Origin of the sequence: Campylobacter concisus, assembly GCF_902460575.1 — a bacterium.
Taxonomy (GTDB): domain Bacteria; phylum Campylobacterota; class Campylobacteria; order Campylobacterales; family Campylobacteraceae; genus Campylobacter_A; species Campylobacter_A concisus_AW.
In genome coordinates, this window is record NZ_CABPUY010000003.1 from 83476 (window position 1) to 98761 (window position 15286).

Annotated in this window: 14 protein-coding genes; all 14 read right to left on the reverse strand. The window is 42.1% G+C overall.

Annotated features, from left to right (window positions below; translation table 11 throughout):
* Positions 1-34 precede the first annotated feature (34 nt).
* The 14 genes from dapE to gatA all read right to left on the reverse strand — a co-directional run bounded on the left by dapE (position 35) and on the right by gatA (position 15219).
* A complete protein-coding gene (dapE, locus tag F3G76_RS06910) occupies positions 35-1126 on the reverse strand; it encodes a succinyl-diaminopimelate desuccinylase (protein ID WP_149706284.1) in 1092 nt (363 codons plus the stop codon).
* The gene (locus F3G76_RS06915; protein WP_149706285.1) at positions 1126-3036 is read right to left on the reverse strand and encodes an EAL domain-containing protein; all 1911 of its coding nucleotides are present in this window, start codon (positions 3034-3036) and stop codon (positions 1126-1128) included. The genes dapE and F3G76_RS06915 overlap by 1 nt, the downstream gene beginning before the upstream one ends.
* Before the next feature lie 96 nt (positions 3037-3132).
* Entirely contained in the window at positions 3133-5337 is a 2205-nt protein-coding gene (locus tag F3G76_RS06920) for an endonuclease MutS2 (RefSeq protein ID WP_149706286.1), read from the reverse strand.
* A complete protein-coding gene (locus F3G76_RS06925) occupies positions 5337-5678 on the reverse strand; it encodes a hypothetical protein (RefSeq protein WP_149706287.1) in 342 nt (113 codons plus the stop codon). The genes F3G76_RS06920 and F3G76_RS06925 overlap by 1 nt, the downstream gene beginning before the upstream one ends.
* Positions 5672-5989 carry a hypothetical protein gene (locus tag F3G76_RS06930; RefSeq protein WP_149706288.1) on the reverse strand — a complete coding sequence of 106 codons (318 nt, stop codon included), beginning with the start codon at positions 5987-5989 and terminating at the stop codon, positions 5672-5674. Before F3G76_RS06930 ends, F3G76_RS06925 begins: the two co-directional genes overlap by 7 nt.
* Positions 5989-7296 carry a UDP-N-acetylmuramate--L-alanine ligase gene (murC, locus tag F3G76_RS06935; RefSeq protein ID WP_149706605.1) on the reverse strand — a complete coding sequence of 436 codons (1308 nt, stop codon included), beginning with the start codon at positions 7294-7296 and terminating at the stop codon, positions 5989-5991. Before murC ends, F3G76_RS06930 begins: the two co-directional genes overlap by 1 nt.
* Positions 7297-7382: 86 nt before the next feature.
* Positions 7383-7736 carry an MmcQ/YjbR family DNA-binding protein gene (locus F3G76_RS06940; protein ID WP_149706289.1) on the reverse strand — a complete coding sequence of 118 codons (354 nt, stop codon included), beginning with the start codon at positions 7734-7736 and terminating at the stop codon, positions 7383-7385.
* Between the two features lie 339 nt (positions 7737-8075).
* Positions 8076-9611 (reverse strand): flavocytochrome c, encoded by a 1536-nt coding sequence (locus F3G76_RS06945; RefSeq protein WP_149706290.1) that lies wholly within the window; start codon positions 9609-9611, stop codon positions 8076-8078.
* A gap of 154 nt (positions 9612-9765) precedes the next feature.
* Entirely contained in the window at positions 9766-10323 is a 558-nt protein-coding gene (locus F3G76_RS06950; RefSeq protein WP_149706291.1) for a DNA-3-methyladenine glycosylase I, read from the reverse strand.
* Positions 10320-11114, reverse strand: a complete 795-nt coding sequence (locus tag F3G76_RS06955; RefSeq protein WP_149706292.1) for a carbon-nitrogen hydrolase family protein — start codon at positions 11112-11114, stop codon at positions 10320-10322. The genes F3G76_RS06950 and F3G76_RS06955 overlap by 4 nt, the downstream gene beginning before the upstream one ends.
* Positions 11107-11298, reverse strand: coding sequence for an exodeoxyribonuclease VII small subunit (gene xseB, locus F3G76_RS06960; protein ID WP_004317712.1), 192 nt, complete (start codon positions 11296-11298; stop codon positions 11107-11109). Before xseB ends, F3G76_RS06955 begins: the two co-directional genes overlap by 8 nt.
* A gap of 3 nt (positions 11299-11301) precedes the next feature.
* Positions 11302-12408: a homoserine O-acetyltransferase MetX gene (gene metX / locus F3G76_RS06965; protein WP_149706293.1), complete on the reverse strand. Its 1107-nt coding sequence runs from the start codon at positions 12406-12408 to the stop codon at positions 11302-11304.
* Complete coding sequence (gene guaB / locus F3G76_RS06970; RefSeq protein ID WP_149706294.1) at positions 12408-13856, reverse strand: IMP dehydrogenase; 1449 nt, start codon at positions 13854-13856, stop codon at positions 12408-12410. Before guaB ends, metX begins: the two co-directional genes overlap by 1 nt.
* 4 nt (positions 13857-13860) lie before the next feature.
* A complete protein-coding gene (gatA, locus tag F3G76_RS06975) occupies positions 13861-15219 on the reverse strand; it encodes an Asp-tRNA(Asn)/Glu-tRNA(Gln) amidotransferase subunit GatA (RefSeq protein WP_149706295.1) in 1359 nt (452 codons plus the stop codon).
* Between the last annotated feature and the right edge of the window lie 67 nt (positions 15220-15286).

Sequence of the window (15286 nt, forward strand, 5' to 3'; positions counted from 1 at the left end):
ACGATTAAATTTAACTATTTGATGACAAATGAGATTAGTAAAAATTTTCTATCAGGTCTTTAAAAACTTCATAAAGTTTATTTATTTCATCAACGCTAACTCGTTCGTTTTTAGCGTGTATGCGGTCATTTATGACGCCAAATTCTATCGCATCTACACCAAATTCAGCAAAATGCCTAGCATCGCTCGTGCCACCCTTTGTATTTAAAAGTGGTGCAGCACCTGTGATCTTTGTGACAGATGCCATTAAATTTCTTACGATCTTGCTATCTTTGTTGGTTAAAAATCTCTTTGAGCTTTGCTTTATACTAAGCTCGTAGCTAAGCCCATCTAAAACGCTTCTAAGATAGCTCTCAACGTCATTTACATCGGTTAAATTTGAGTTTCTAACGTTAAACATTATGCTAAGCTCGCTTGGCGTGACGTTGCAAACCTGCATACCACCACGAATGTCCGTCACCACGATCTTGCTTGGGCTAAAAAACTCGCTCCCTCCGTCCATATCGTGATTTGCAATCTTGCTTAAAAGTGGAGCTATTAAATTTACTGGATTTAGGCACTTTTCTGGGTATGCCACGTGACCTTGAACGCCATTTATCACGATCTTGCCATTTATCGAGCCACGTCTGCCGACTTTTATACTATCGCCAAATTTCTTATCACAAGTTGGCTCAGCCACGACGCAAAATTTGGGCAGATCCCCTATCTCACGCAGATATTCAAGTGCCAAAGGCGTGCCGTAAGTGCCATCACCCTCTTCGTCACTTGTTAAGATAAGACTTAGTTTGCCATTAAATTTTGCATCTTTAGCAGCACAAACAAAGGCAGCCACGCCGCTTTTCATATCCTGCGCGCCCCTTGCGTAGATGTAGCCATCTTTTTCAAGCGGTGTAAATGGTTCGCTCTCCCAGCCATCTCCTGGTGGCACGACATCGACATGCCCTGCAAAGGCTAGATGCTCGCCGTCTCCATAAATTTTAGAAAGTATGAGATTTTTTGTGCCATTTTTTTCTATAAATTTAGCCTCAAAGTCAGGCAAAAATTTAGCGATAAATTCCAAACTCCCAGCATCATCTGGCGTGATAGAACGAAATTTTAAAAGCTCTTTTAAAAAGCTAACTACCACTAAAACGCCTTTTTAGAAGGAATTCCCAAGTAAAATCCCTGGAATTCGTCGATGCCTATCTCCTTACAGACGTTAAAGATTTCTTTAGAATGAACATACTCTGCGATCGTTTTTATGCCAAGGTCTTTTGCAAATGCCACGATCGCGCTTGCGATGGCGTATGAGTCTTTATTGATATCGATATCTTTGATGATAGAGCCGTCGATCTTCACGTAGTCTGGCTTGATCTTTATGATGTAAGAGAAATTTGAGTAGCCAGAACCAAAGTCATCAATCGCTATCATAGCGCCCATGCTCTTTGCACGCTCAACAAAGACTGAGACGCGCTCAGCGCTCTTTAGCTCCTCGTCTTCGACTATCTCAAAAACTATCCTGCCAGCGACATTGTGCTTGTTTAGTAAATTTAAAACCAGCGCAGAGACGTCGCCATCTATCATATCTCGGCTGCTTAAATTTATAGAAAGAACCAAATTTGGATCTTCAGTGAGGTGCTCAAAGCACTTTTTAATGAGCTGTTTTTCAAGGTCTGCGTAACGCTTGATACGCTTTGAGATATCCAAAAATACGCTTGGCGAGATGACATCGTCGCGGTCTAAAATTCTTATCAAGCATTCATATTTTATAGGGATCTTTTTCTCGTCAAATATCGGCTGAAAATACGGCACGATGTTATCGTTTATCGTAGCGTTTTGGATAAGCTTTGAGCGCTCGATCTGATTTGCGTATTCATCTTTTTGACTTAGCCCTTTAAAGTAGCAAACATAGTCTTTATCGAGTGATTTGGCTGATTTTAACGCGATGGTTGCCTTTCTTAAAGTCTGATCGCTATCAAGCGCAAAGCCTATGGTGTTGTGAATTTCTATATCATCGACCTCTACGCCGTTTTCATCTTTTATGCTAAGCATCCTGCCTTTAAAGATATCTAGTAAATTTTCAGCTAGCTCTTCGTATCTGTCGATAAAGTCGTTATTATCTTCGACCAAAGCAAATCTGTCCGCCTCGATACAATAAGCCTTCATATTCTCATTTTTTGCAAATTCTTTGATGAGATTTGCCATCTGTTTTAGTATCTGATCGCACACGTATTTGCCGTAGTAGTCGTTCATCTTGCCAAAATCATCGATATCCATAAGTATCACTTTTGGATATTTATACTCGCTCACATCTTTTATGAGCGCTGCCTTGTTAAAAAGCCCAGTCATCGGATCGATATATAGCTTCTCTTGTAACTGGGCGATCTTAGTAGTGCTCTCTTCTTTTACTTTTAGATAGTCAAATTTGATGTTAAGATACTTAAATACAAACCAAAGACAGACCGCAAGCCCTAAAAATAGACCAATCGAGCTTAAGATCAAAGTGAGAGCCATGTTTTTCATCAGCCACTGAAAATAAAATGGGTCGCTAGTGCCAGTTATCCTTTGATCTATATGCGCTTTAAAGCCTAAAATATAGTCATTCACGGCAACAAACATACATACTTTGGCGCTGTTTTCTGGCAAAATTTCAGCCCAGAAATAATCCTTTTGAAAATCATGCGAGTAGATGTCGCCACAGCTCTTGTCTTCGTAGTCTTTATTTACGAGGCTTTTGTCTGAAGAAGCCTCTATCTTAAAGCCGTTTTTGCCATTTTCTTTTAGTAAAAAGACATCGCCAACAGCGTTATCGGTTATATAATTTTGAAAATCTATAATATTAAATTTACTTATATTTTTAAGGTAATTTACATATTGAGATGTTAGATACTCGGTCTTTTTTTTGAGATCAAAGTTGTTTGTAGAGAGCGCGTTGTTGTATTTATACGAGTAGATAGTTAAATTTTCAGTTACAAAGAAAGCAAGAAGCAAAACAACGACCAAAGTGACAGTTTTAACCATACTAAAGTGCTTTTTTTGCGATTCGTCACCTGGCATAAAGTTTAAACTTCCTTTCTTAAATTTAAATTTTTCTACTGGATTATATCCAAGCTAAATAAAAAATTTCTTTCATTTTTTAATTAAAAATTTAGCTCAAAGCTTAACGATCTTTGCACCGTATCCGCCTTGATTTGCCGGTGCATCGTGAAATTCTTTCACGCTTGGATGCTCTTTTAAGAAATTTTTAACAGCAAAGGCAAGCTTGCCAGTGCCGATGCCGTGAAATACGCTAACCTCGTCAAATCCCATAACAAGGCTATCTGAGATAAATTTATCAAGCTTAGCTATCGCCTCGTCAGCTCTCATGCCGTGCAGATCAAGCGAGAGCGAGGCTGTTTTTGGCTTATCTACGCTTAAACTTACGCCGCCTTTTTTAGGCAAGACCACTTCGTTGCCATTTTTTCTTAAAAGCTCAAGTGGCACACGTAAATTTATGCCATTTGACTCGATCATCGCGTCATTTTTAGAGATGCTTAAAACCGTGCCTTTTATATTTTCATACTTCACTCTATCGCCTACTTTTAGGCTCTCACGCTCAGTTTTTTTAGGCTTAACGATGGCAGCTTTTTTCTCATTTGCCACGTTTAGCGCTCTTTGCTTGTCTTTAATGTCTTTGAAATTTATAACAGCTTTTGCCGCATTTATCGCTTCATAATACTCTTTTTCAAGGCGCGAAATAGTCGCATTTAGTTTGATCTCATTTCTCTCTTTTAGCTCTTTTTGCTCCTCAAGCAAGCGCTCCAGCCGCTCCTCTTTTGACGTAACCTCTTTTATCCCCTCATCAAGCTTGGTTTGTAAATTTAGCGTCTTTGTGATGATCTCGTTTAAATTCTCTTTATCTTCGCCATAAATTTTCTTTGCCTGCGCCACTAAATTTTGAGATATGCCGTATCTTGCCGCCGTTTCAAAGGCGTAAGACTTGCCGATCGTGCCCTTTAAAAACTCAAATTTAGGCCTTTGAGCCGCCTCGTCGTAAAGTGCCGCCACTAGCTCAACCTCTGGATTCTTAGCTAGCAACATCGCAAGGCGCTTGTGGTGGGTCGTGATGATCATTTTGATATCTTGAGTGATGAGGCGCTCTATCATGACGCCATACAAGCTCGCAGCCTCCTCAAAGTCGGTGCCAAGCTCAATCTCGTCGATGCCGATGATGATCGATTTTTTAGTAAAAAGCCTTGCAAAATGCACCATCCTGCCAGCAAAGGTCGAGATGTCGTTTTTCACGCTTTGCGGATCTTCTATGATCGCATCAAATTCTTTAAAAGAGCCGATGCTTGAGCGGTTTGCGTCGATACGCATAGGCAGCAGATACTTTGCAAGCAGCGTGGCTGAGATGATTGATTTTAAAAGCATCGACTTACCGCCAGCATTTACGCCGGTTATTAAAAGCACTTTTTTGCTAAAATCCACACTCACGCTTTTTGGGTTTTTTAGCGCTGGGTGGGCAAATTTCTCAAGCTTTATAACATGCGAGCTATTTGGTAAAACAAACTCATAGTCACGTGATCTAGCCAAATTTACACGCGCTTGATAGGCGTCAAACTGATCAAAAGCGTTATTTATAAATTTCAAAAAGAGCAGGCTCTTGCTCATCTGCAGGCTAAATTTCTTGCAGTGCTCAAAAATAATCTCCTCTTTTCTATCAAGTAGCTCGCTTTGCTCCTTTTTTAGGCGCTCGGTGCTTGCAGGTGCGACGTAGAAGTAGCCGCCTGAGCTTCTAGCGATCACGGTGCCTTTTAGGGCGTGATTAAAGCCGCCACGCACCAAAAGTGCCTCTTGCGCGTTGATGTAGTGCGTCTGGGTATCGACTAGATAGGGCGTGATGTGCTTTGAGTAGATGAGCTTTTTAAGCTCAGCGTCGATCTGGCGCTTTTTCTCGCTAAATGCCTGCTTTATCGCAGCAAATCTCTCATCCACGCTGTCGCTAAACTCGCCGTTTTCATCAAAGCTGTTTGCCATCTGGCTCATCGCTTCAGGGATTTCAACTTTAGCGATCCACTCGCCAAGCCTGCCTTCAAATTTTTGCTTTTTTAGATATGAAAAATACTTAATGATCTTTGCAAACTCGTAAATTTCGCTGATGTGAAGCACTGCTTGCTTGCTAAGTCTCATAAGCGCATCATCAAGCTCTTTTATCTCATCAGGCGCTTTAAAATCATACTTTGAAAGCTCACTGATGTTTTCAAAGTGGATTTTGCTGTCGCCTTGTAAAAATAGCGGTTTTTGCCTTGCTAAAAAGGAGTTAAATTTATCCAGATACTCGCCTAGATCTAGCTTTAAAAATATCTCTTCAGTCATTACTCACAACTTTTTATAGGCACGATGACGCCTGAGAGATCGCTAAATTCTCTTTTAGCTAAAAATGACGCCGTGCCAAATTCGTAGTTAAATTTCTCAGCGCTAACATTGTATTCTCCACATTTTAGCACTTTGCCCTGCTTAAAGTCAGTCACTAGCTTTGAAATGGCGTCCTCGTTTTTGGATAAATTTTGCTCGTAAAAATAGACACAAACAAGGATCGCTACAAGCACCGCGCTAACAAGCGCTTTTATGCCTTTGCTGATCTTTTCATCTTTTATCGCCCAGATCGCTCCAAAAAGCAGCATCACGCCGGCGATTATTATCAAATTTCTTACCATTTTACGCCCTTATATTTTGCGATGAGCTCCTTGTAAAGCTCAGCATGAGGCTTGATCTTTTCTAAAATTTCAGCTCTAACCTCGCTGATATCTTGCTTTTCAACCAGCAAGCAAACGGCTAGATATGGGGCATTTGGCAGCATATTTTTTATCTGAGCGCTACTTAGCTTTTGCGACCTTGCAAGGGCTATCAAGATATCTTTTTTACCTAAATTTATAAGGCTTGAAATTTCTTCTTCACTAAGCTCTTTTTCTTTTATCTCTTTTAAAATTTCATTTTCATCTTGAGGCTTAAAGCTGCTTAGATCCATCAATATCCGCCTCTTAGCTGCACGCTGATATCGCCTGCTCCAAAGCCAACTACGATGCCGTCACTTAGGCGGTTTTTCACGCCAAATTCATCTATAAATTCTATCCCCTCTTCAACCCTCTCGACCTTGTCGGTAAAGATCGGGTTATACTCGCTAAATTCGCTCTTCATATCAACTTCGATAGGATTTTCTCCAGCTGCATAAACTGGCAAGATGACAAGCTCATCAACGCCCTTAAAGCACTCTTTAAAGCCAGGTAAATTTGTGCTAAGTCTTGTGTAGCGGTGTGGCTGAAATATCGCTGTGACGCTCTTTATACCTAAAATTTTGGCGTATTCAAAGACTGATTTTAGCGTCGCTTTTATCTCGGTTGGATGGTGTGCGTAGTCGTCGATTAGGACGAAATTTTTGTTTGCGCTAAGTATGTCAAAACGCTTTTTGATGCCTTTAAAATTTAGTAAATTTTCTCTTATGTCTTTAAGCGGCGTCTCATGCATCGCAGCAAGGATAGCCAAAGATGCGTCTATAGCGATGTGTTCGCCCATGCCAAAGGCTTCAAATTTACCTAAATTTTTAAGGTTAAAGCTGGTGTATGGCTGATAGTCTCTTACCACCATCGTAAGCTCCGTGATGTCGGTGCTTGGATAAAGCCTGATCGCATCAAGCTTAAGCGTGCTCAAAAACTCGTCCTCAGCGTTTATCACCCTAACTTTCGCGCGCTCCAAAAAGCCCTTGTATGCTGCGTAAAATTTAGCTAGATCGTAGTCGTAGTGCTCCATGTGCTCTGGCTCTGCGTTTGTGACGATGGCTAGATATGGGTTTGAGTTTAGAAAGCTAGAATCGCTCTCATCAGCCTCAAATACGACGTTATCGCTTTTGGCGTAGCGCATATTTGAGCCAAACTGCTTTGAGATAGCGCCGATGATGACTGAGCCCTCGATGAGACTTGCTAGCATCGCTGAAGTCGTGCTCTTGCCGTGCGCGCCAGCAACTGCGAAAACGCACTTATCTTCAAGCACATAAGGCAAAATTTCTTTTCTTGAAAAGCACTTTATGCCCTTTCTTCTAGCCTCCACTAGCTCGATGTTGTCCTCTTTTATCGCAGCTGAATAGACCACGAAGTCTTGGTCTTTTATCGCTTCTTTGCAGTGTGGCGTGATGACCTCGATGCCCTCATTTTGAAGTTCAAGCGTCGTCTTGCTCTCTTTGATGTCGCTGCCGCTTATCTTGTGGCCTTTTTCGTGTAAAAATCTAGCGATGGCTGAGATGCCGATGCCGCCGATGCCTATGAAATGGACTTTTTTGATCTCGTTGTTTAGCTCTTGCAAATTTTATCCTTAAGTTTTTCGTGATTTTAACAAAAACTACTAAATTTAAGGCTGAAAAATGGCTTTTATTTGCTTAAGCTAAAGCTTTCATCTATCAGGTCAAAAACGGTTTTTTGTGAGATTTTGGAGTTTAAATTTACACTTATCCAGTGCTTTTTATTCATGTGATATGCTTTAAAAATTTGCCTCTCATCAACTAGCACCATGGCTAGATCTGGACTGCATTTTAGATTTAAAACCTCGATCATCTCGTCACTTTCAAGGCCAAGCTTACTAGCGCTTAGCTGCATAAGCAGCGCAAACCACTTCTCATTTTTCTTGTGACGAAAGACACTAAATTTTGGATATTTTGGGAAAATTTGCTCACCCAAAATGTCAAATTTCTCTTTTATATATCTCTCAACGTCGCTTCGTTTCAAATTTCACTCCGAAATAAAATTATCATTTTATTTAAAAGGGAGACAAGGGGACTTGAATTACGAAGCCGTCCCCTTATCCCCCTTTTTAAATCCCCTAAACCCCTCGCACGTTATTTGTAAATTTTAAAATTTCATGAGCGAGCAATTTCGGCTCTAAATTTTGAGCTAAGCTGTAAGCGAAGCCAAAATTTAGTAGCTAATTCTTGTGAGCGAATGAAAGTTTTTAAATTTACTAATAAAAAACAAAATTTTAAACTCTGTACCGATGATATGGAGGCTAGCATTGCCTGCATAAGCCAATAACAAAACAAACTGCCTCCAAATTTAGCACGAGTAAATTTAGATATTCTCACCAGCTATCATACCAAATGTCAAGCAGTCAAGTATCGCGCAGCTACCAAGCCTACTAGCTCCGTGCGTACCGCCAGTGACCTCGCCAGCAGCGTAAAGTCCCTTGATCGGCTCATCGTCTATGTTTAGCACCTGAGCTTTGGTGTTGATCTTTACGCCGCCCATTGTGTGGTGAAGCTTTGGAGCGCCGCGCATAGCGTAAAATGGAGCTTGCGAGATGGTGATACCATCAGTTAGCTTGATTGGCTTACCAAAATCATCATCCTTGCCTTTTTTAACAAATTCGTTATATCTCTCAACCGTTTTTTCTAGCTCGCCAGCTGGCATTTTGTAGTGTTTAGCAAGGTCTGCTAGCGTGTCAAATTTCATTATGACGCCGTTTTTCATAGGATTTGCAAGGTCGCTCTCGACTAGCTTTGCAGCAGCTACTGAGTCACATAAATTTATAGGATAGCTGTCGTTTTTAGCATCAATTATCCTAAACATAGCATCAGCCCTTATCTTGCGATCAGCAAGCTCATTCATATAGCGTTTGCCGGTCTTTGGATCGACTGAGATGCCGTATCTAAAGGCAGCTTGTGAGGCAAATTTACTTGTGATGCCGTTGCCTTTTTCGTCAGGGCATTTATATGGGATGTATTGTATCCAGCCAATTTGAACAGGCAAAGCGCCTATTTTTAGGGCTGAGATCAAAGCGCCTGCAGTTGCGCCTGGGTGGTTTGTAGTGTCAAATTCAGGCACAGCGCGTGGGTCTTGAAGCTTTCTAAAAAATTTATCACTGCAAAAGCCGCCGCTTGCTAGCACGACGCCTTTTTTAGCCTTTATAAATTTACGCTCGCCACTCTTGTTCTCTTTGTCATCGCTAAATAAATTTTTATCAAATTTATAGTCATTTCGGACTGCAACGCCTACTATTGCGCCATTTTCATCGGTTACAAACTCATCAAATTTGCACCTTGTTCTAAGCTCACAGTCTTGTAAATTTTTAAACGTCTCAGCTAGAGGCTGAACGATGCCAGAGCCGCTTGTATTTTCAGTGTAGTAAGTCCTTGGCACGCTATGACCGCCCTCAAGAAGTAGCTTATCTAGGTATTTTGCGCCGTGTTTTACGGTGAAGTTAAAAGTATCGACCGCTCTATCAGCAAGGATACCAAGAAGCTCCACGTGGTTTAGCCCAAGGCCAGCTTTTACGCAGTCTGAGATGAAGAGTTCTTTTGAGTCTTTGACTCCATTTTTCTTTTGAAGTTCGCTGTTTGGCACGGCAAAAATTCCGCCATTTATTACAGAGTTGCCACCAACTCGCCCCATTTTCTCTAAGATAAGAACCTTGTTGCCTCGCTCATTTGCCTTGATACCAGCTGCAAGACCAGCAAAGCCACTACCGATGATAACGACATCCCACTCTTCGTCAAATTTGACATCTTTATCTCTAAAGACTGGCATATCGCTCGCATAAAGTCCGCTTGCAGCAAGAGCCGAAACAGCACCAAATTTTATAAAATCACGTCTAGAAACTTTACTCATAGCGTCTCCTTTTTAGTGTTACGCACAAGCCTGTAAATTTTAAATTTACACCTTAGTTTAAAACCCTTTGTGATTACTAAAATTATAGGATTATTTATGATAAAGATTACTTAAAATTATTTATTTTGTATTAAGATTAAAGGTGGTGGTGAGTTTAAATTTTACCTTTGCAAAAGCACTCATTTTCGTGATCATCGATGACGCCAACGCCTTGTAAAAACGAGTAGATGATCACAGCACCTACAAATTTAAAGCCAAGCTTTTTCATATCTTTTGAGATGCACTTTGAAAGCTCACTACTTGCTGGCATATCTTTGGCGCTTTTTATGTCGTTTATCACGCGCTTACCATTTGTAAATTTATAGATGTAGTTATAAAACGAGCCAAACTCGGCACAAAGCTCTAAAAAAGCCTTGGCATTTTTTGGCAGAGAGTAAATTTTAAGGCGGTTTTTGATCGCTCGATCGTCGCTTAAAAGGCTTTGAAGCTTTGCCTCGTCATAGCTAGCGATCTTTTTTGCGTCAAAGCCGTCTAAAATTTGAGCAAGCCCAGCTCTTTTTTGTAGCACATAGTCCCAGCTAAGGCCTGCTTGAAAGCCCTCTAAAATGAGCATTTCAAAAAATTTCTTATCATCTTTGACCGCCCTGCCCCACTCACAGTCGTGATAGCTCTTGCTAAACTCGCTCTTTTCAGCCCAGACGCAGCGCTTCATCTTTTAAATTTCGCCTCTATCTGCATAAAGCCCCAGGTGCTTCTAGCCTCGCTAAGCTCCTTTTTACTAAGCTCATCGATCATCATCTCTTCATTTTTGCCAAGCCTGTTCTTAACCTCGCCAAATGGGCTAATAAGCATCGAATCGCCATAAAAACTCCACTGCTCATCATCGCTCTTGTGGCTCCCCACGCGATTTACACGAAGCACATAGACGTTGTTTGTAAAAGCTCTAACCTTTAAAAGCTCCTCCCAGCGCGCCTGCGAGAAAAACGTGCAAGCCGTTGGCACAAGCACGATATCGACCTTTTTAGCGCTCATATAGGCCCAGCACACATCAAAGTGCGCCTCGAAGCCAAACATGACGCCAACCTTAAATTTATCGTATGTAAAGATAGGTAAATTTAGCTCTTCGCTTGCGTTGCTAAAGAATTTAGCCTCGTTCCAGTGCGCATATGGCATGAGAATTTGCTGGTCGTATAGCTTTACTTGCGTTTGGCTAAATTTAGCTAGGCTTTTAAATATCTCCTTGCCTTTTAAATTTATGATAGGTGCGATGATGTTTAGATCATACTTTTTTGCCATCGCAAAGAGCGCCTCTTTTTTGCGCTCGCTCTGCTCTTTTATGAGGCTTTTTGGCATGCTAGCAAGCTCTTTAAAGAAGCTATTTAGCACGTATTCGCCAAGCACAACCAGCCTTGCGTTTTCATCCGCGCAAATTTTAAGGTAATAATCAAGCCTCGCCTCGCTTAAGGGCTGCGTTGGTAGCTGAAGGGCGCAAATTTTACTCATCATCCACCTGCTTTATGCTAAGTTTTGCGTTTTCTAAAATTTCTCTTGCCTCGTTTAAGAGCTTTTTGCCCTGCTCGTGCAGCTTTATGCTGTTTTCTAAGCTCACATCATCTTTATTTAGATCGTTTAAAATTTTATCAGCAAGGGCTAATTTCTCTTCAAAACTTTGCTCTTTTTGCTCCATTTTCTATCCTTTTAATATATTTTTTATATATCCATCAAATTTTTCTATCTCGACCAAAAATGCGTCGTGGCCGTAGTTGCTATCTATCTCTATAAAATTTGTCTTTGCCTCCCGCCCCATTTCGCAAAGTGCGTCATAAATTTCTCTCATGCAGCTTGGCGGAAAGAGTAGATCGCCTTTGAAAGCAACTAGATGCAAATTTGCTTTGATCGGCGCAAGGGCGTCTTTTAGGCTATCGTAGTGCCTTGTGCAGTCAAAGATATTCATCATCTTTACGATATATAGGTAGCTTAGTGGGTCAAACCTCTTTGGGAAGTTATAGCCGTTGTACTCCATATAGCGATCGACCTGAAAATGTCCAAAAAGATCGTAAAGGCCGTCAGTTTCGACGTAGTTGCGTCCAAATTTCTTATCCATGCTATCAGGGCTTAAGAAGCTGATATGCCCTGCCATCCTGCCGTAAGCCATGCCTTTTAGCCCATTTTTTCTTATAAATTCCACGTCGTATTCGCCGTTTTTAAAATTTTCATCGTTTAAAATGGCTTCGATGGCTATTTTATTAAACGCTATCGCCCAAGGCTTAGTCTGGTAGGTGCTTGCAAGCATTATGATATCCTGCGCAAATTCTGGAAACTCGATAGCGTAGCAAAGTGCCTGCATACCGCCAAGACTGCCGCCTATCACGGCTCTTGCCCTCGTGATGCCAAGCTCGCTAAATAGCCTCATCTGCGCCTTTACCACGTCGCTTATGGCAAGGACTGGGAAATTTAGCCTATACTCTTTGCCGTTACTTCGATCAACACTTAGCGGCGAGGTCGAGCCAAAGCATGAGCCTAAGATATTTACGCAAATAACGTAAAATTTATCGGTATCTACCGCCTTTTTGCTGCCTATTAGCCCGTCCCACCAGCCAGCTTTCTCATCGCCTGCGTATGTGCCAGCAGCGTGGTGCGAGCCAGTTAGGGCGTGACAGATCACGATAACGTTGCTTTTATCAGCATTTAGCGTGCCGTAAGTCTCATAAATAAGCTTGAAATTTGATAGCATACGGCCACTCTCAAGATAAAGTGGCTCGTTAAATTTAATAGTTCTAGTTTGCAGCTCTAACACTAATTAACTTTGTAGTTTGGTGCCTCGTGAGTGATAACTACGTCGTGGACGTGGCTCTCTTTTAGTCCTGCACTTGTTATCTCGACAAATTCAGCTCTTTCTTGAAGAGTTGGGATATCTTTTGCGCCTACATAGCCCATAGCGCTTCTTAGGCCGCCTATTAGCTGATGGATCACATCTTTTATGCTGCCAGCAAATGGCACACGGCCTTCGATACCTTCAGGTACAAGCTTGTCTTGAGCGGTGCCCTCTTGAAAGTAGCGGTCAGAGCTGCCCTTTGTCATAGCGCCGATCGATCCCATACCGCGATATACTTTGTACTGGCGACCTTGGAATGTTATAAGCTCGCCTGGGCTCTCTTCACAACCTGCAAGCAAGCTACCTGCCATAACGCAAGCTGCCCCTGCTGCAAGAGCTTTTGCCACGTCGCCTGAGTATTTTAGACCGCCGTCTGCGATAACTGGGATGCCATATTTCGCTGCTTCGCTTGCACAGTCGTCAATCGCTGAAATTTGAGGCACACCAACGCCAGCAACGATCCTTGTAGTACAAATAGACCCTGGTCCGATGCCTACTTTTATGCCGTCAGCTCCTGCTTCTGCTAGGTCTTTTACGGCTGCTGGATTTGCGATATTGCCAGCTACGACATCAACTTTAAAATTTGCTTTTACCTCTTTTAAAGTATCGATGATGCCCTTTGAGTGGCCGTGAGCTGAGTCGATGACGATGACATCTACGCCAGCATCGACTAGCGCTTTAGCGCGCTCTATCTGACCCACGCCAATAGCCGCAGCCACGCGAAGTCTGCCGTAGCTATCTTTGTTTGCGTTTGGATACTCTTTGCGTTTTTTTAGATCTTTTATGGTGATAAGGCCGTCAAGCTTGCCGTCTTTGTCGACGATAGGTAGCTTCTCAACCCTGTTTTGAGAGAAAATTTTCTCCGCATCATCAAGCGTGCAGCCCTTTGGCGCAGTGATAAGAGGTGCTTTTGTCATGCGGTCTTTTACCAAAGTACTCATATTTGTTTCAAATCTCAAATCGCGGTTTGTTAAAATTCCTATAAGTTTGCGGTCTTTGTCGATGACTGGAACACCTGAAATATGAAGATCTGACATAAGGCTTAGAGCTTCAGCCACGGTTGCTTCTGGATTTATAAAGATAGGATCGATGATGACGCCACTTTCGCTTTTTTTAACGCGTTTGACCTCTTTTGCTTGGCTTTCGACGTCCATATTTTTGTGGATGACGCCGATACCGCCGAGCCTTGCCATCATGATAGCAGTTCTATGCTCAGTCACCGTATCCATCGCAGCAGAGACGATCGGGATATTTAGCGTGACATTTTTGCTGATCCTGGTTTTTACATCAACTTGCTTTGGCAAAATTTCAGAGTATTGCGGCACAAGAAGCACATCCTCAAATGTTAAAGCTCTCTTTACTATCTTCATATTTTTATCCTTTTATTAAATTTTCTAGGCTCTTAGCACCATTTATCAAGGTCTGTTCGTCCCACGCTTTTGCGATGAGCTGGGCGCTCACGTTTAAATTTTGATCATCTTTGCCAACTGGCACAGAGATAGCTGGCAGACCTGCTAAATTTACGCTGATCGTGTAGATGTCGCTTAGGTAGGCTTGAAGCGGATCGCTGTGTGCTCCAAATTTATAAGCTGTGCTTGGGGCAACTGGCATGAATATGAGATCATTTTCTTCTAAAATTTTCTCGTACTGAGCTTTTATATGCGCTCTTGCTTTTTGCGCTTTGATGTAGTAAGCATCGTAGTATCCGCTACTTAGCACAAATGTACCAAGCAAAATTCTTCTTTTTACTTCTTCGCCAAAGCCCTCAGATCGTGAGTTGATATATAGCTCTTTTAAATTTTTAGCATCTGCGCGTCTGCCATATCTCACGCCATCGTAGCGGCTTAAATTTGCGCTTGCCTCTGCGGTTGCTATGATGTAGTAGGCAGCGACGTCATATTTTGAGTCTTCAAAATTTGTGTAAGTTACGCTGTGGCCGTGTAATTTTAGCTTTTCGATAGCTAAATTTAAAGCAGCTTTTGTCTGCTCGCTTGCGTTTTCTACGTAGTTTTTGATGACGCAAATTTTTAGCTTTTTGTTGCCATCTATCTTGTCGCTAACGCTCACAAACGGCACATCTGCGCTCGTGCTATCTTTTGGATCGTGTCCAGCGATCGCGTCATATAAAATGGCTGCATCTTCTACGTTTTGAGCGATCGGACCTATTTGATCAAGGCTGCTTGAGTAGGCGCCAAGGCCATATCTGCTCACTCTGCCATAAGTTGGCTTAAGTCCTACGCATCCGCAAAATGCCGCTGGCTGGCGGATCGAGCCACCAGTGTCGCTACCAAGTGCGGCTACTGCAAGGCCAGCTGCGACTGCTGCTGCTGAGCCACCGCTACTGCCACCTGGGACGTGAGCGTGATTTAGTGGGTTTAGTGTTTTGCCATAAAATGAGCTCTCAGTCGTGCTTCCCATCGCAAATTCGTCCATATTTGTGCGACCAAATGGAGCTAAATTTTTACTAAGTAGCTTCTCGATAACGGTTGCGTTGTAAGGCGCTACGTAGCCTTGTAAAATTTTAGAAGCGCACGTGACGCTCCAGCCTTTTACTTGGATGTTGTCTTTTATAGCGATGGGCACACCCTCGCCTAGTTTTGCGATCTCTAAATTTGCTAGCTGCTCGACATAAGCGCCAAGCTCTTTTTCTTTTATGATCTTCGCCTCAAGCTCGGCTCTTAAATTTTTTATCTCTTCAGCTGACAATTTCAAAGCTTCTTTTAAAGTTACCACTATTTTTATCCTTTAAATTTATTAACCAAAAATATGCCAAACAAGCTAACAACGACCACCGCAGCGA